Source organism: Streptomyces phaeoluteigriseus (assembly GCF_001896135.2).
GTDB classification, from domain to species: domain Bacteria; phylum Actinomycetota; class Actinomycetes; order Streptomycetales; family Streptomycetaceae; genus Streptomyces; species Streptomyces phaeoluteigriseus.
Genome location: NZ_MPOH02000015.1, coordinates 1,003,667 through 1,019,719, shown reverse-complemented (window position 1 = coordinate 1,019,719; position 16,053 = coordinate 1,003,667). Strand labels below are relative to the sequence as shown.

General features: G+C 73.4%; 15 protein-coding genes and 3 pseudogenes. 10 read left to right on the top strand and 8 right to left on the bottom strand.

Annotated elements, in window-relative coordinates; all coding sequences use genetic code 11:
- Position 1 precedes the first annotated feature (1 nt).
- The 10 genes from BM536_RS22555 to lgt all read left to right on the top strand — a co-directional run bounded on the left by BM536_RS22555 (position 2) and on the right by lgt (position 8,479).
- On the top strand, positions 2 to 1,489 hold the full coding sequence (locus BM536_RS22555; RefSeq protein WP_073496469.1) for an anthranilate synthase component I: 1,488 nt from the start codon (positions 2 to 4) through the stop codon (positions 1,487 to 1,489).
- 52 nt (positions 1,490 to 1,541) lie between these two features.
- Positions 1,542 to 2,192 (top strand): TIGR02234 family membrane protein, encoded by a 651-nt coding sequence (locus BM536_RS22550; protein WP_094103387.1) that lies wholly within the window; start codon positions 1,542 to 1,544, stop codon positions 2,190 to 2,192.
- Positions 2,193 to 2,350: 158 nt separating this feature from the next.
- The gene (locus BM536_RS22545) at positions 2,351 to 2,602 is read left to right on the top strand and encodes an HGxxPAAW family protein (RefSeq protein ID WP_073496467.1); all 252 of its coding nucleotides are present in this window, start codon (positions 2,351 to 2,353) and stop codon (positions 2,600 to 2,602) included.
- An 85-nt stretch (positions 2,603 to 2,687) separates the two neighbouring features.
- Positions 2,688 to 3,134: a DUF2752 domain-containing protein gene (locus BM536_RS22540; protein ID WP_073496465.1), complete on the top strand. Its 447-nt coding sequence runs from the start codon at positions 2,688 to 2,690 to the stop codon at positions 3,132 to 3,134.
- Between the two features lie 128 nt (positions 3,135 to 3,262).
- On the top strand, positions 3,263 to 4,072 hold the full coding sequence (gene trpC, locus BM536_RS22535) for an indole-3-glycerol phosphate synthase TrpC (RefSeq protein WP_073496489.1): 810 nt from the start codon (positions 3,263 to 3,265) through the stop codon (positions 4,070 to 4,072).
- A gap of 22 nt (positions 4,073 to 4,094) precedes the next feature.
- Positions 4,095 to 4,334 carry a tryptophan biosynthesis modulator TrpM gene (gene trpM / locus BM536_RS44920; protein ID WP_073496463.1) on the top strand — a complete coding sequence of 80 codons (240 nt, stop codon included), beginning with the start codon at positions 4,095 to 4,097 and terminating at the stop codon, positions 4,332 to 4,334.
- Positions 4,335 to 4,401: 67 nt separating this feature from the next.
- Entirely contained in the window at positions 4,402 to 5,685 is a 1,284-nt protein-coding gene (gene trpB, locus BM536_RS22525; RefSeq protein ID WP_073496461.1) for a tryptophan synthase subunit beta, read from the top strand.
- The gene (trpA, locus tag BM536_RS22520) at positions 5,682 to 6,500 is read left to right on the top strand and encodes a tryptophan synthase subunit alpha (protein ID WP_094103386.1); all 819 of its coding nucleotides are present in this window, start codon (positions 5,682 to 5,684) and stop codon (positions 6,498 to 6,500) included. Before trpB ends, trpA begins: the two co-directional genes overlap by 4 nt.
- Positions 6,501 to 6,588: 88 nt before the next feature.
- Entirely contained in the window at positions 6,589 to 7,365 is a 777-nt protein-coding gene (locus BM536_RS22515) for a thioredoxin domain-containing protein (RefSeq protein ID WP_073496459.1), read from the top strand.
- 82 nt (positions 7,366 to 7,447) lie between these two features.
- Complete coding sequence (gene lgt, locus BM536_RS22510) at positions 7,448 to 8,479, top strand: prolipoprotein diacylglyceryl transferase (protein ID WP_073496457.1); 1,032 nt, start codon at positions 7,448 to 7,450, stop codon at positions 8,477 to 8,479.
- Positions 8,480 to 8,551: 72 nt separating this feature from the next.
- Here lgt and BM536_RS22505 read toward each other — a convergent pair whose 3' ends face one another.
- The 8 genes and pseudogenes from BM536_RS22505 to BM536_RS43070 all read right to left on the bottom strand — a co-directional run.
- Positions 8,552 to 9,373 (bottom strand): HpcH/HpaI aldolase/citrate lyase family protein, encoded by an 822-nt coding sequence (locus tag BM536_RS22505; RefSeq protein ID WP_094103385.1) that lies wholly within the window; start codon positions 9,371 to 9,373, stop codon positions 8,552 to 8,554.
- A complete protein-coding gene (locus tag BM536_RS22500; protein WP_073496453.1) occupies positions 9,370 to 10,611 on the bottom strand; it encodes a CaiB/BaiF CoA transferase family protein in 1,242 nt (413 codons plus the stop codon). Before BM536_RS22500 ends, BM536_RS22505 begins: the two co-directional genes overlap by 4 nt.
- A pseudogene (locus BM536_RS41840) lies at positions 10,608 to 10,928 on the bottom strand (PfkB family carbohydrate kinase); the annotation flags it as partial. The gene BM536_RS22500 and the pseudogene BM536_RS41840, both read right to left, overlap by 4 nt.
- 206 nt (positions 10,929 to 11,134) lie before the next feature.
- A pseudogene (locus tag BM536_RS41835) lies at positions 11,135 to 11,547 on the bottom strand (PfkB family carbohydrate kinase); the annotation flags it as partial.
- On the bottom strand, positions 11,544 to 12,914 hold the full coding sequence (locus BM536_RS22490; RefSeq protein WP_094103384.1) for an ADP-ribosylglycohydrolase family protein: 1,371 nt from the start codon (positions 12,912 to 12,914) through the stop codon (positions 11,544 to 11,546). The gene BM536_RS22490 and the pseudogene BM536_RS41835, both read right to left, overlap by 4 nt.
- Positions 12,914 to 14,116, bottom strand: coding sequence for an ADP-ribosylglycohydrolase family protein (locus tag BM536_RS22485; RefSeq protein WP_079275287.1), 1,203 nt, complete (start codon positions 14,114 to 14,116; stop codon positions 12,914 to 12,916). The genes BM536_RS22490 and BM536_RS22485 overlap by 1 nt, the downstream gene beginning before the upstream one ends.
- A gap of 8 nt (positions 14,117 to 14,124) precedes the next feature.
- Positions 14,125 to 15,585, bottom strand: coding sequence for an ADP-ribosylglycohydrolase family protein (locus BM536_RS22480; protein WP_425444670.1), 1,461 nt, complete (start codon positions 15,583 to 15,585; stop codon positions 14,125 to 14,127).
- Positions 15,586 to 15,905: 320 nt separating this feature from the next.
- Positions 15,906 to 16,053: pseudogene (locus BM536_RS43070) on the bottom strand (ADP-ribosylglycohydrolase family protein); the annotation flags it as partial.

The following is a 16,053-nucleotide window of genomic DNA, read 5'->3' as shown; positions in this document are numbered from 1 at the left end:
CATGGACCTCGAGACGTTCCGCAAGCTGGCCACCGACCGCCGCGTCATTCCGGTCACCCGCAAGCTCCTCGCAGACGGCGACACCCCGGTCGCGCTCTACCGCAAGCTCGCGGCCGAGCGTTCCGGCACGTTCCTGCTGGAGTCCGCGGAGAACGGCCGCTCCTGGTCCCGGTACTCGTTCGTCGGCGTCCGCTCGGCGGCCACCCTCACCGCACGCGACGGACAGGCCCACTGGCTCGGCACCCCGCCCGTCGGCGTCCCCGCCGAGGGCGACCCGCTGGCCGCCCTGCGCGCCACCATCGAGGCCCTGCACACCCCGCACCAGGAGGGGCTGCCGCCCTTCACCGGCGGCATGGTCGGCTACCTGGGCTACGACATCGTCCGCCGCCTGGAGAAGATCGGCCCCGGCGAGCGCGACGACCTGCGGCTGCCCGAGCTGACCATGCTCCTCACCAGCGACCTCGCCGTGATGGACCACTGGGAGGGCTCGGTCCTGCTGATCGCCAACGCGATCAACCACAACGACCTCGACACGGGCGTGGACGAGGCCCACGCGGACGCCGTCGCCCGCCTGGACGCCATGGAGGCGGACCTCTCGCGCGCGGTGGCCCAGCCGCCCGCCGTCCTGCCCCCCTCCGAACTCCCCGCCTACACGGCCCTGTGGGGCGGCCCCGACTTCCAGCGGGCCGTCGAGGACGTCAAGGAGCGCATCCGCGCGGGCGAGGCCTTCCAGGTCGTCCCCTCCCAGCGGTTCGAGACGCCGTGCACGGCGACCGCGCTGGACGTCTACCGGGTCCTCAGGGCCACCAACCCCTCGCCGTACATGTACCTGTTCCGCTTCGACGGCTTCGACGTCGTGGGCTCCTCCCCGGAGGCCCTGGTCAAGGTCGAGGACGGGCGGGCCATGGTCCACCCCATCGCCGGCACGCGGCACCGCGGGGCGACCCCGCAGGAGGACCAGGCCCTCGCCGAGGAGCTGCTCGCCGACCCCAAGGAGCGCGCCGAGCACCTCATGCTCGTCGACCTGGGGCGCAACGACCTGGGGCGGGTCTGCGAGCCCGGCTCCGTGGAGGTCGTCGACTTCATGTCCGTCGAGCGGTACTCCCACGTCATGCACATCGTCTCGACGGTCACGGGCCGGGTCGCGCCGGGCCGCACCGCCTTCGACGTGCTCACCGCCTGCTTCCCGGCCGGCACCCTCTCCGGCGCCCCCAAGCCGCGGGCCATGCAGATCATCGACGAGCTGGAGCCCTCCCGCCGCGGCCTGTACGGCGGCTGCGTCGGCTACCTGGACTTCGCCGGCGACTCCGACACCGCCATCGCCATCCGTACCGCCCTGCTGCGCGACGGCACCGCCTACGTCCAGGCCGGCGCCGGCATCGTCGCCGACTCCGACCCGGTCGCCGAGGACCAGGAGTGCCGCAACAAGGCGGCGGCCGTGCTCCGGGCGGTCCACACGGCCAACCGACTGGCCGAGCACGGGAAGTAGGACAAGTGTCACGTGGGCCCCGGGTGACGGTTCGCCCGGGGTTCAGGCGATAGTGGAGTACGTGACTGCTGTTCCTCCTCCCCGTTCCGAAGCCGCCGTTCCCGCCCGGTCCGGGCGCCGGAGCCTCGCACTCGCCCTGATGTGCGGCGCGCTGGGCGCGGCGGTGGCCCTGCTCGCGACCCGGCAGCGCTGGTCGGAGGGCACGGCCACGGTGGCCGGCGGCGCCTTCCCCCTGACCGCCAAGGGCAGCGACGTCACGGGCGTCCCCGCGGCGCTCGCCATAGTGGGCCTCGCCGCGCTCGTCGCCGTCTTCGCCGTCCGCCGGGCGGGCCGCTTCGCGGTCTCCGCCCTCCTCGCGCTCTCCGGCGCCGGTATCGTCGCCGCCGCGCTGTTCGGCGCCTCCGACAGCTCGGCGCTCGACGACAAGGCCGCCAAGGCCTCCGGCGACACCTCCGCGACCGTCGCCTCCCTCACCCACACGGCCTGGCCCTACGCCGCCGCTGTGGGTGGCGCCCTGATCCTCCTGGCGGGCCTGCTCGCCCTGCGCTACGGCCGCCTGTGGCCGGCCATGTCGGGCCGCTACGAGCGCGACGGCGCCCCCCGCCTCCGGCGCAAGGCCCCGGTCGTCGACCCCGACCGGCCCGAGGACATGTGGAAGGCCCTGGACCGGGGCGAGGACCCCACGGGCACGGGCCCGGCCTGATCCACACCCGGGTCCGGTCTCCCGATGTGGCGAACCAGACTCGAACGGAAGCGACCCGAGGACCTGGCACGCATACGCGTACGGGACAATGGACGACGAGCCTCCGGCTCGGACACGTACGACCCGTACGCCACAAAGACAGCAACGAGGAGCAAGTCATGGCGGGCAGCAGCCACGGACACACCCCGGCCGCCTGGACCGGTGTCATCATCGCCTTCATCGGTTTCTGCGTCGCGGGCGCGTTCATGGTGATGGCCGAGCCGCTCGGCTTCTGGGCGGGCATGGCCATCGTCGCCCTCGGCGGTGTCGTCGGCGGCATCATGCGCGCCATGGGCCTCGGCATGCCGAAGGAAGCCCACCCGGTGCACCAGGTGACGGCGGCGCGCGAGCCGGCCGTGGCCGAGCGCTGACCCTGGCGAACGACCTCGGGTGAGGGGCGGCCGGTGCGCGACCGGCCGCCCCTCACGCGCGCGTGGGGGGCCGTCGCGGGGCACAATGCGAGGCGTGAACGCCGACAGCCACAGCGTGACGCCCTCCGCTCCCGTTCCCGTCCTGGCCCGGCTCGCGGTGCCCGCCGGGGTCCTCGCGGCCGTCGTCGGCGCCTTCGCGTACGTGGCCGCCGTCGACCCCAACGAGCCGGGCCACTACCCGGTCTGCCCCCTGCTGCGGGTCACCGGCCTCCACTGTCCCGGCTGCGGCGGCCTGCGCAGCGCCCACGCCTTCGCGCACGGCGACCTGGTGACCGCCCTGCACGCCAACGCGATGGCCGTGGCCGCCTACGCCGTGTTCGCCGTGCTGTGGACCGTCTGGGTGGTCCGCGTGGCGCGCGGCCGCCCGGTCCGCATCGAGCCCGGACCCGTCCCGCTGTGGACGCTGGGCGTGTTGCTGCTGGTCTTCACGGTTGTCCGGAACCTGCCGTACGGCGGCTGGTTGCTTCCTTGATCACCTGGCGAACGTCCAGGTAGTGGGACCGGATGCGGGGCGACGGGCCTCCTGCGGATACCATCACAGTGACCATCGATTTCTTCTGGTCGCTGGAACTGTCAACCGTCTGGAAGGGGGCCGCTCGCGTGAGTGTGCTCGACGAGATCATCGACGGAGTCCGTGCCGACCTCGCGGAGCGGCAGGCGCGCGTCAGCCTCGACGAGCTCAAGGAGCGCGCGGCCAAGGCCCCCGCCGCCAAGGACGGGGTCGCCGCGCTCAGGGGCGACGGCGTCAAGGTGATCTGCGAGGTGAAGCGCTCCAGCCCCTCCAAGGGCGCGCTGGCAGCGATCGCCGACCCGGCCGCACTGGCCGCCGACTACGAGGCGGGTGGCGCCGCCGTCATCTCCGTCCTCACCGAACAGCGCCGCTTCGGCGGCTCGCTCGCCGACCTCGAAGCGGTTCGCGCGCGCGTCGACATCCCGGTGCTGCGCAAGGACTTCATCGTCACGTCGTACCAGCTGTGGGAGGCCCGCGCGTACGGCGCCGACCTCGCGCTGCTGATCGTCGCCGCCCTCGACCAGTCGGCCCTGGAGTCGCTGATCGAGCGTGCCGTCTCCATCGGCCTCACCCCGCTCGTCGAGGTGCACGACGAGGACGAGGTCGAGCGCGCGGTGGACGCGGGCGCCAAGCTGATCGGCGTCAACGCGCGCAACCTCAAGACCCTCGAGGTGGACCGGAGCACGTTCGAGCGGCTCGCCCCCGAGATCCCGGACCACCTCGTCAAGATCGCCGAGTCCGGCGTCCGGGGCCCGCACGACCTCATCGCCTACGCCAACGCCGGCGCCGACGCGGTCCTGGTCGGCGAGTCCCTCGTCACCGGCCGCGACCCGAAGACGGCGGTCGCCGACCTGGTGGCGGCGGGCGAACACCCCGCACTGCGGCACGGCCGGGGCTGACCGCCCGCTAGGCTTGGCACCGATGACGCTCCCGATCACGCTCACGGCCACGGACCGGTACGCCCGCCTCGCGCGCGGCTGCCGCCCCCGTGGCTGCCGCGCGCCCGCCCGCCGGGTGCACGGCCGCAGGGTGCGGTACGTCATCGGGGACGAGCCCGGACAGGTCAACGGACGGCGATGGCAGCGCGCCCCCCAGGGGCGCGGGGCACTGCCTGACCATGTGGTTCCACCGCATGGGCGCGACCGGCCGCTCACGGCCTGAGGTCGTCCGACAAGCTCCGCCCCCACGGCGAACCGTGTTCTCCACAAACTCACCGTGAGGTTTCCGCATGCCCAGCGAGTTCTTCATTCCCGACCCGGACGGTCAAGTCCCCAGCGCCGAAGGCTACTTCGGTGCCTTCGGCGGCAAGTTCATCCCGGAGGCCCTCGTCGCCGCCGTGGACGAGGTCGCCGTCGAGTACGACAAGGCGAAGCACGACCCCGAGTTCGCCCGCGAACTCGACGACCTGCTCGTGCACTACACCGGCCGGCCCAGCTCCCTCACCGAGGTGCCGCGGTTCGCCGAACACGCCGGTGGCGCCCGGGTGTTCCTCAAGCGCGAGGACCTCAACCACACCGGCTCCCACAAGATCAACAACGTGCTCGGCCAGGCCCTGCTCACCAAGCGCATGGGCAAGACGCGTGTCATCGCGGAGACCGGCGCCGGCCAGCACGGCGTCGCCACCGCCACCGCCTGCGCGCTGTTCGGCCTCGAGTGCACCATCTACATGGGTGAGATCGACACCCAGCGGCAGGCTCTCAACGTGGCCCGGATGCGCATGCTCGGCGCCGAGGTCGTCGCGGTGAAGTCCGGCAGCCGCACGTTGAAGGACGCCATCAACGAGGCCTTCCGCGACTGGGTCGCCAACGTCGACCGCACCCACTACCTGTTCGGCACGGTCGCCGGTCCGCACCCCTTCCCGGCGATGGTCCGCGACTTCCACCGCGTCATCGGCGTCGAGGCCCGCCGCCAGATCCTGGAGCGCGCCGGACGCCTGCCCGACGCGGCCGTGGCCTGCGTCGGCGGCGGGTCCAACGCCATCGGCCTCTTCCACGCCTTCATCCCCGACGCGGGCGTACGCCTCATCGGCTGCGAGCCGGCCGGTCACGGCGTCGAGACCGGCGAGCACGCCGCGACCCTCACGGCCGGCGAGCCCGGCATCCTGCACGGCTCCCGCTCCTACGTCCTCCAGGACGACGAGGGCCAGATCACCGAGCCGTACTCCATCTCGGCCGGTCTGGACTACCCGGGCATCGGCCCCGAGCACTCCTACCTCAAGGACACCGGCCGCGCCGAGTACCGCGCGGTCACCGACGACGCCGCCATGCAGGCGCTGCGTCTGCTGTCGCGCACCGAGGGCATCATCCCGGCCATCGAGAGCGCGCACGCGCTGGCCGGAGCCCTGGAGGTCGGCAAGGAGCTGGGCAAGGACGGACTGATCGTCGTCAACCTGTCCGGCCGCGGTGACAAGGACATGGACACGGCCGCCCGCTACTTCGGCCTGTACGACACCGACGCCGAGGTCGCGGCCGACGCGGCCGCCACCGCCGAGATCGAGGGGGACGCCAAGTGAGCGGCAACATCGAACTGCTGACGGACACCCTCGCCACCGCCAAGGCCGAGGGACGCGCCGCGCTCATCGCCTACCTCCCGGCCGGGTTCCCGACCGTCGACGGCGGCATCGAGGCGATCAAGGCCGTCCTGGACGGCGGCGCCGACATCGTCGAGGTGGGACTGCCGCACAGCGACCCCGTCCTCGACGGCCCCGTCATCCAGACCGCCGACGACATCGCCCTGCGCGGCGGCGTGCGGATCGCGGACGTCATGCGCACGGTCCGGGAGTCGTACGAGGCCACCGGGAAGCCGGTCCTCGTCATGACGTACTGGAACCCCATCGACCGGTACGGCGTCGAGCGCTTCACCGCCGAACTCGCCGAGGCCGGTGGGGCGGGCTGCATCCTGCCCGACCTGCCCGTGCAGGAGTCGGCGCTGTGGAGGGAGCACGCCGACAAGCACGGCCTCGCGACGGTCTTCGTCGTGGCGCCCAGCAGCCAGGACGAGCGGCTCGCCACGATCACCGAGGCGGGGAGCGGATTCGTGTACGCCGCCTCGCTGATGGGTGTCACCGGCACCCGCGAGTCGGTGGGCGCGCAGGCCCAGGACCTGGTCGAGCGCACCCGCGCGACCGGCACCGCGCTGCCCGTCTGCGTCGGCCTCGGCGTGTCCGACGCCCGGCAGGCCGCCGAGGTCGCCGGCTTCGCCGACGGAGTGATCGTCGGCTCGGCCTTCGTCAAGCGGATGCTCGACGCCCCGGACGACGCGGCCGGTGTCGAGGCCGTGCGCGCGCTGGCGGCCGAGCTGGCGAAGGGCGTGCGCGGACAGGCGTAGCAGCCCGGCACGGGAAGAATCGGTCACTCGAACGGGTGGACATGGGACCGGGGAGGCGCTGGGCGCCTCCCCGGTTCGTTTCCGGGGTGTGAGCGAGAAGAATCGTGACAGGAAGCGCACCGCCCGGGAGCGGCTGGCGGTCGAGCGTGAGAAGCAGAAGGCCGCGGAGCGGCGGCGCCGGACACTGATCGTCGCCGCGAGCGTCGTCGGCGTGCTGGGGCTGGCCGCGATCATCGGTGTCGTCGCGGCGAACGCCGGCAAGGACGACGGCGGTGACAGCGCCGGCCCGGTCGTGGCGCCCTCGGGCGCGCAGGGCAAGGACGCCCTCGCCATCCCCGTCGGCAAGGAGAGCGCCGGGTCCACGCTCACGGTGTGGGAGGACTTCCGCTGCCCGGCCTGCAAGTCCTTCGAGGACACCTACCGCTCGACGATCCATGAGCTGACCGACGCCGGAAAGCTCAAGGTGGAGTACCACCTGGCCAGCATCATCGACGGCAACATGGGCGGCAGCGGCTCCCGCACCGCGGCCAACGCCGCGGCCTGCGCCCAGGACGTCGGGAAGTTCCCCGCCTACCACGACGTGCTGTACGAGAACCAGCCGCAGGAGACGGACGACGCGTTCGCCGACCACGACAAGCTCTTCGAACTCGCCGGCAAGGTCGACGGCCTCGTGACACCCGCCTTCCGCACCTGTGTGGAGGAGGGCACCCACGACAGCTGGGTCGGGAAGTCCAACCAGGCCTTCACCGGCGGCGGTTTCACCGGCACCCCGACCGTCCTGTTCAACGGCAAGAACATCTATCAGGACCAGACGATGACGCCGGCCAAGCTGAAGAAGATGGTGGAGGAGGCCGACCAGGGGTGAGCCCCGCTCACCGCCCCGTTATGGAGCCGTAGCCGGGCTGCCCGCCGTGGGCCCGGCCCGGCACGGTAGCGTCGACCCTGCCATGGAACTTGCCTACATTCCCAGCCCGTCGCGCGGAGTGATCCACCTCGGCCCCATTCCGCTGCGCGGCTACGCCTTCTGCATCATCATCGGTGTCTTCGTCGCCGTCTGGCTCGGCAACAAGCGCTGGCTGGCCCGGGGCGGGAGGGCCGGCACGGTGGCCGACATCGCCGTCTGGGCCGTTCCCTTCGGCCTGGTCGGCGGCCGGCTCTACCACGTGATCACGGACTACGAGCTGTACTTCAGCGAGGGCCGCGACTGGGTGGACGCCTTCAAGATCTGGGAGGGCGGCCTCGGCATCTGGGGTGCCATCGCCCTCGGCGCCGTGGGCGCGTGGATCGGCTGCCGCCGCCGGGGCATCCCGCTGCCCGCCTACGCCGACGCCATCGCGCCCGGCATCGCCCTCGCGCAGGCGATCGGCCGCTGGGGCAACTGGTTCAACCAGGAGCTGTACGGCAAGGAGACCGACCTGCCCTGGGCCGTGCACATCACGTCCTCCCTGGACGGCCGGGTGCCGGGCCACTACCACCCGACGTTCCTGTACGAGTCGCTGTGGTGCGTCGGTGTCGCCCTCCTCGTCATCTGGGCCGACCGTCGCTTCCAGCTGGGCCACGGACGGGCGTTCGCGCTGTACGTCGCCGCCTACTGCGCCGGTCGGTTCTGGATCGAGTACCTGCGCGTCGACGACGCTCACCACATCCTCGGCCTGCGCCTGAACAACTGGACCGCGCTGGTCGTGTTCGTGCTGGCCGTGGTGTATCTCGTGCTCTCGGCGAAGAAGCGGCCGGGGCGCGAGACCGTGGTGGAACCCGGAGCGGACGACCCCGCCACGGACGGGTCCGAAGCCGACGGTGACGCCGAGGACGGGGCGAAGGCCGAGTCCCCGGAGGCTACGGCGGACGACGGCAAGGCGGATGGCGCGGACGACGGCAAGGCGGACGGCGCGGACGACGTGAAGAACCCCGCCGAGTCCGATTCCGAGTCCAAGGCCGAGTCCAAGTCCGAGTCCGAGTCGGCAGGCAAGAAGAGCTGACGGCAGGTTCTCCGCAGGTTCTACGACGACGAGGGCGCCCGGGGTCTCCGGGCGCCCTGTCGTGCGTGACCGTCAGGTCCGGCGGGCCAGCGACAGCGTCCGCCGGGCCGACGCGACCACCGCCGCGTCGACGAAGCGGCCGTCCGGCAGGGCCTGCGCGCCCGGCTCGGCCGCCGCGGCCTTGACGACGGTCTCCGCCTCCTCGACCTCCCGCTGGGTGGGCAGGTAGGCCCGTTCGATGATCGGGAGCTGGCGGGGGTGGATCGCCGACCGGCCCAGGAAGCCCAGGCTGCGGCCATGGGCGCAGGAGGACGCCAGGCCTTCGAGGTCGCGGATGTCGGGGTGGACCGACTGCGGCGGCGGGGCCAGGCCGGCCGCCCGCGCGGCGACGATCACCCGGGAGCGGGACCAGTCCAGGCCCGCGTCCGCCCGCAGGCCGAGGTCGGCCCGCAGATCGGCCTCGCCCAGAGAGAGGCCGCACAGGTCGGGGTGGGCGGTGGCGATGGCGTAGGCGTGCTCGACGCCGAGGGCCGTTTCGAGGAGGGCGTACAGCGGGCGGGGGCCGTGCTGCGCGAGGCGCGTGGCGATCCGGGTGACCTGGACGGGTGACGTCACCTTGGGAAGCCGCAGCCCGCGGACGCCGGGGAGGGCGGCCACGGCCTTCAGGTCGGCGGTGGCGAGGGGGCCGTCCAGGGCGTTGACCCGGACGTGGACCGGGACCGGCTGTTCCTCGGAGAGCAGCTCCGCGGTGGCCGCGCGGGCGTATTCCTTGCGGTCGGGTGCGACCGCGTCCTCCAGGTCGATCACGACGACGTCCGCCCCGCAGCGGAGGGCCTTGGCGACGATGTGCGGGCGGTCGCCGGGGACGTACAGCCAGGTGAGCGGGAAGGTCACAGGGCGCCCTCCGTGCGCAGGGCCGTCAGGTCGGCCTGGGTGAGGCCCAGTTCGGTGAGGACCGCCTCGGTGTCCGCCCCGTGGGGGCGGCCGGCCCAGCGGATCGCGCCGGGGGTGGAGGAGAGTCGGAACAGGACGTTCTGCATGCGGATCGGGCCGAGTTCGGGGTCGTCGACCGTGGTGACGGTGTCGAGGGCCTGGTACTGGGGGTCGGTCAGCACGTCCCGTACGTCCTGGATCGGGGCGATCGCCGCTTCCGCCTTCTCGAAGGCGGCGAGGACGTCGGTGCGGGTGCGGGCGGCGATCCAGGTGCCGACCGCCGTGTCGAGCACGTCGGCGTGGGCGGCCCGTTCGGCGCCCGTCGCGAACCACGGCTCGTCGATCAGCTCGGGGCGGCCGACCAGCCGCATCACCCGCTCCGCCACCGACTGGGCCGAGGTCGACACGGCGACCCAGGTGCCGTCGGCCGTGCGGTAGGTGTTGCGCGGGGCGTTGTTCGCGGAGCGGTTCCCGGTGCGTTCCTGGACGTATCCGAGCTGGTCGTACCAGAGGGGCTGCGGGCCGAGGACGGTCAGGATCGGTTCGATGATCGCCATGTCGACGACCTGGCCCTCGCCGGTGCGGTCGCGGGCGGCGAGGGCCGTCATGACGGCGTACGCCGTGGCCAGGGCCGCGATGGAGTCGGCGAGGCCGAACGGCGGCAGGGTCGGGGGCGCGTCCGGTTCGCCGGTGATGGAGGCGAAGCCGCTCATCGCCTCGGCGAGGGTGCCGAAGCCGGGGCGGTGGGCGTACGGGCCGAACTGACCGAAGCCGGTGACGCGGGCGAGAACCAGCCGGGGGTTCGCCGCGGACAGCTCCTCCCAGCCGAGGTCCCACTTCTCCAGGGTGCCGGGGCGGAAGTTCTCGATGATCACGTCGGCGGTCGCCGCGAGGCGCAGCAGGGTGGCGCGTCCGCCGGGCCTCGACAGGTTCAGGGTGATCGCGCGCTTGTTGCGGCCGAGGAGCTTCCACCACAGGCCGACGCCGTTCTTGGAGGGGCCGTGGCCCCGGGACGGGTCCGGTTTCGACGGGTGCTCGATCTTGATGACCTCCGCGCCGAAGTCGCCGAGCATGGTGGCGGCGAGGGGGCCGGCGAAGAGGGTGGCCAGGTCGAGGACGCGCAGGCCGTCGAGGGGTGCGTCGCGGGTGCCGGTGTCGTCGGTCCCGGTCGTGGTGCGGGCGTTGTCGGGTTCGGTCATGACGTGTACCGCTTCTCGATCTCGGAGCGGTACGGCATCGAGGCGGAGGCGCCCGGCCGCTGGACCGAGAGCGCCGCCGCGGCGGCGGCCCAGGCCAGGGCCTCCCGTAGGGGACGGTCCTCGCCGAGGGCCACCGCGAGGGCACCGACGAAGGTGTCGCCCGCGCCGGTGGAGTCCACGGCGGTCACCCGCGGGGCGGGTACGGTCACGGGCTCGGTGCCGTGGGCGGCGTAGAGGCTGCCCGCCGCTCCGAGGGTGACGACGACCGCCGGGACGGTGTCGAGGAGGGCGAGGGCGGCCTCGCGCGGGTCGGATCGGGCCGCGCTCGGCGGATCCGGTCGGGCGGAGCGAGCCGGCCCTCGATCCAACTCCATCACGATGTACGGCCGTTCGTCCTCCTCGGACGTCGTCGTGCACCACGAGTGTGCTGGGTGGCGAGCTGGGTGACGCGCCATGGTCCTGCCCTCGGGCGCGCTGAAGCCGGCGATGTAGCCGACGACGGGTTTGGTGACGTGGTCGCGGACATAGCTGGAGCAGCAGGGCGTCGGCGGAGGCGATGAGGACCTCGTCGCCGGGGACGAGGTGGTCCACGGTGCCGTTCGCGCCGGGGACGACGACGATCGCGTTGCCGCCCTCGTCGTCCACGACGATGTGCGCGGTGCCGGAGGGGGACTCGACCGTGCGCAGGTGGTCGGTGTTGACCCCCGAGTGTTCGAGTGTGGAGCGCAGGCGGGTGCCGAAGGAGTCGTTGCCGACCGCGCCGATCACCGAGACGGTGCCGCCCGCACGGGCGGCGGCGACAGCCTGGTTGGCGCCCTTGCCGCCGGGGATCGTTCGGAACTCCCGTCCCGTCACGGTCTCCCCGCGCTGCGGGGCCTTCTCGACGTAGGCGACGAGGTCCATGTTCGTGCTGCCGAGCACGACGATGTCGGTCATGGGCGTGCAGCCTCCCGGTGGGTGAGGTGGGCGAGGGTGTCGAAGCCGGTGCCGTCGAAGTCGGCGACGGAGGTGGCGAGACGGTTCTTGAGCGGGGCCGTCCAGCGGTCGGGGAGGGCGGCCGGGGCGCCGGCCAGGAGCGCGGCGACGCTGCCCGCGGTGGCGCCGTTGGAATCGGTGTCCCAACCCCCGGACACGGCACGGCAGACGGAGCCGGTGAAGTCGCCGTCGGCGTGGGTGAGGGCGGCGGCGATCAGGGCCGTGTTGGGGATGGCGTGGACCCAGTGGTGGGCCGCGCCGTGCGTGGCGTGGAGTCGGTCCACGACCGTGTCGAAGTCGGGGTGCTCGTGGGCGAGTCCGATCGCGTGGGTGACGGCCCGGAACAGGCGGGAACGGGGTGGGACGACCGTGAGGCCCGCGCGCAGACAGGCGTGGACGTCGTGGCCGCCGGTCGCGGCGACGGCGATGGTGGCCGCCGTGAACATCGCCGCGTAGACGCCGTTCGCGGTGTGGGTGAGGGTGGCGTCCCGGTGCGCCTGCTCGGCCGCGGCGGCGGGGGCCCCGGGGTTGGTCCAGCCGTGGACGTCGGCGCGGATCAGGGCGCCGATCCACTCACGGAAGGGGTTGCGGTGGCGGGCGGTGTGCGGGGGCTCGATGCCGTGGAGGAGGTTGCGGTAGGCGAGGCGTTCGGCGGTGAACGTGCGGCCGGCGGGGAGTTCGTCGAGCCAGAGCTGTGCCACGTCGGTGGTCGTGAAGGTTCTGCCGTGCCTCCGGAGCAGGAGGAGGTTGAGGAGGGGGTAGTTGAGGTCGTCGTCCTCGGGCATGCCGTCGATGTTCTCGGCGAGGGAGGTCCGCGCCGAGCGGCGGTTCCAGGGGTGTGCCTCCAGCAGGGCCGGGGGGACGGCCTTCGCGGTGAAGTAGGTGGTGAGGGGCCAGTTTCCGGTGGCGGCGGCCAGGGCGCGGATGCCGTCCAGGGGCAGCTTCTCCACCGGTTTGCCCAGCAGGCAGCCGGCTGCCCGGCCCAGCCAGGCGGCTTCCAGGGCGGCCGGGGCGAGGGCCCCGCCCCGCCTGCCCGCGGGCTCGGCGGGCCACGCCGGGCAGGCGGCCCTGATCTTCGGGAGGTCCGTCGGCTCGTCCTCCGCCAAGGCGCTCGGCAGGTCCGCCAGTTCGTCCAGCAGGTCCTCGGCCAGGAGGCGCAGATAGCGGGACGCAAGCCGGGGGGAGGCGCCGGCCCGTTCCGGGGCCTCCCGGCCGCCCGCCGCTCGCCAGCGGGCCGCGACCGACGCAGGTTCGCGGCCGTCCTGGGCCGCCTGCCGGAGTTCGTGGCCGACGAGGTCCTCCGGTTGCACCCAGGTCAGGCGGAGCATCACCGGACCCCGAGGCCGGCGAACGCCCGCTCGTGCGCCCTGCGGCGGCGGACGTCCTTGTCGAAGATCTCCCGGGCGACCTCGGTGAGGGCCGTCGCCGGTGACCACAGGTCCAGGCGGCTGGCCTCCGCGACCCGCTTCGACCACTCGTCCGGCACGGCGGAGCCCAGGGCGCCGGTCACCGCGCCGGCCATCGTCGCGATCGAGTCGCAGTCACGGCCGTAGTTCACCGCCCCCAGCACCGCGTGGCGGTAGTCGCCGCCGGCCACCAGCACCATGCCGAGGGCGACGGGGAGTTCCTCGATGGCGTGCAGCCGGGAGGGGCGGCGGGCGGCCAGGGAGGGCTGCCGGTAGTCGGGGCCGACGGTGTCGTAGGGGGCCACCGCCTCCCGGAGCGGGGCCAGCGCCGACTCGAAGTCCTGGTGCCGCGAGGCCACTTCGCAGACCTGCTCGATCGCCGCCCGGGTGCCGTCCTTGGCCAGCGACAGGCAGGCCGCCACCACCGAGTCGGGCGTCGCACCGGGTGCGCAGGCCGCGGCCACCGCCGCCGCGAAGACGCCCGCCGCCTCACGGCCGTACGACGACTGGTGGGCGCCCGCCAGGTCGATCGCCTCGGCGTAGGCCGCCGCCGGGTCGGCCGCGTTGACCAGGCCGACCGGGGCCATGTACATCGCCGCACCGCAGTTGACGATGTTGCCGACGCCTGCCTCGCGCGGGTCGACATGGCCGTAGTGGAGCCTGGTGACCAGCCACTTCTCCGCCAGGAAGAGACGCTGGAGGGGGAGCGCCTCGGCCTCCAGTTCCGGGATCCAGCGCGGGTTGGTCATCAGGTCGGGGACCAGGTGGCCGGCGAGCGCGTACGCGTCGAGGTGGTCGCGGACCGTGGTGTAGACCCTGATCAGCGCGTGGGTCATCAAGGTGTCGTCGGTGACGTGGCCGTCACCCTTGTGGTACGGCGCGATGGGGCGGGCCGTGCGCCAGTCGTCGCCGTTCCAGGGGCCGACGATGCCGTGCACCCGGCCGCCGTGGCGCTGGAGGATCTGGTCGGGGGAGTAGCCCTCGACCGGCCCGCCGAGGGCGTCGCCGACGGCCGCGCCGACGAGGGCGCCGGTGACGCGTTCCTCCAGGGTCGCGCTCCTTGGGGCTCCCCTCTCCCGGGCTCCTCCGGATCCTCCGCCGCTTTCTTCTGTTTTGGGTGTCATGGGCCGAATCATCCTCCTGTAGCGGCCGGTTGTGTGGCTTCCAGCAGTTCGGCGAGTTCCACCAGGTCGGTGCCGGTGAGGCGGGGCAGGGCGCAACCGGAGAGCGTGCGGCAGGCGTCGCGCCAGCTCGCCGGGATCGACGCCGCTCCGCCCAGCGCGCCGGTCAGCGCGCCCGCGAGCGCGGGGGCGGAGTCCGCGACCCGCGACAGACAGGCCGCCGCCGGTACGGCCTCCGCGATACGGCCGCCCGAGGCGGTGGCCAGCGCCAGGGCGACCGGAACGGTCTCGGCGGCGGCGATGCCGTAGCTGTAGACGTGGTCCACGATCTGGTGCTCCAGCAGCGGGACCAGGGCGAACGCGCTCTCCGCGATCTGGGCGAGGGCGAGCGCCTGGCGGGCGTTGCGGCCGATCTCCGTGGCCTCGGGGAGTTCGGCGAGCGCGGCGGCCACGCAGGTTCCGGTGTCCGCGCCGGCCAGCGCCAGCGAGAGGGCCGCCGCCATCGCGCGGGCGCCGTGCACGCCGTCGCCGTCCTGGGTGTAGCGGGCGTCGAACTCGGCCAGTTCGGCGGCGAGTCGGGGGTCACCCGGGTGGGCCACCGCGAGCACGCAGGCACGGATGCAGGCGGCGTCGTCGAAGTAGTGCGGGTTGTCGTGGCCGGTGGCGGGCGGGCGCAGGCCGGTGGCCAGGTTGCCGAGGCCGGCCCGGACGGAGATACGGGCGCGCAGGGGAAGTACGGCCGACTCCACCTCGGGGGCGCGTTCGGCCGCCGCCGCGACCTCGCTGGCGATCGCGTTCCAGGTCAGGTCGATGGCGGCGCGCATACGGCGCTGGCGGCTGAGGTCGCCGAGGACGGTGTCGTCGCCTGCCCGCAGGACCGCCTCCGCGGCGAAGGCCGCCCATTCGGCGTCGTCGGACGGGCCGAGGCGGAGGGGTTCGGGGGGTTGGTTGAGCGCGATGGGGACGGGGAGGGTGGTCGTCGCGTTCTGTTCGGCGAAGGTGTCCAGTTCGCGGGTGAGGCGGCGGGTCCACTCCGGCATGCGGGCGGCGCGGTGGCGGGCCGCGGGCCAGCCGGCGGCGTCGCCCGCGGCGAGGCCGAGGAGGAGGCCCTCGGTACGGCGGAGGGCTCTTCCGGCCTCGGTTTCGCCTCCGGCCGGGGAGTGCCCGATGCCCGCATGGGCGGTGTGGCGGAGGGCTCTTCCGGCCTCGGCTTCGCCTCCGGCCGGGCAGTGCCTCACACCCGCACCGCCCGTGCGGGCATCGATGTCGAGTGCGGGTGGCCCCTGCGGGGGGTCCCCGCCGTCGGCGGCTGCGGGATCGGCTGTGGGGTCGGGCGCGGGGTCGGTTCCGCGACCGATCTTGGGACTGGCCGGCTTTGCCGTGGCCGTGGGGCGGGTGATCTCTCCGTCGTCGGCGGTCGCGGGACCGCTTTTGGGACTGGCCGGTTTCGCCGTGGCCGTGTGGCCGGTGATCTCTCCGTCGTCGGCGGTCGCGGGCACGGTCGGCTCAGCCGTGGGCGTGACACGCGTGGTGCCGGTGTCGGCGTCGGTGCCCGTGCCCGTGCCCGTGTCGGTGTCCGTACCCGTGCCGGGGCTCGTGCCCGTACCTGTGCCGGTGCCGGTGCTTGGACCTGCGCCGTTGTCTGGACCTGCGGCGGTGTCTGTGCCGGTACCTGTGCCGGTGCCGGTCTCCGTGTCGGTGCCGGTGCCGGTGCCGGTGTCCCTGTCATCCGTCGGCGGTGGCAGTGTCGCCGGTCCGCCCGTTGTGCCCTCGGTCCAGGGGCCCGGTGGTCTCATGAAGGCGCTCCCGGTACCAGGAGGTCGGCCACGTCCAGGATGTGGTGGCCGGACATCGACGGGAGGCAGCTGCCGCGGGCCGGGCCGATGGCCGCCGCCCAGTGCGCGGGAATCGCCGAGACCCCTGCGCGCCGCGGCGCCAGG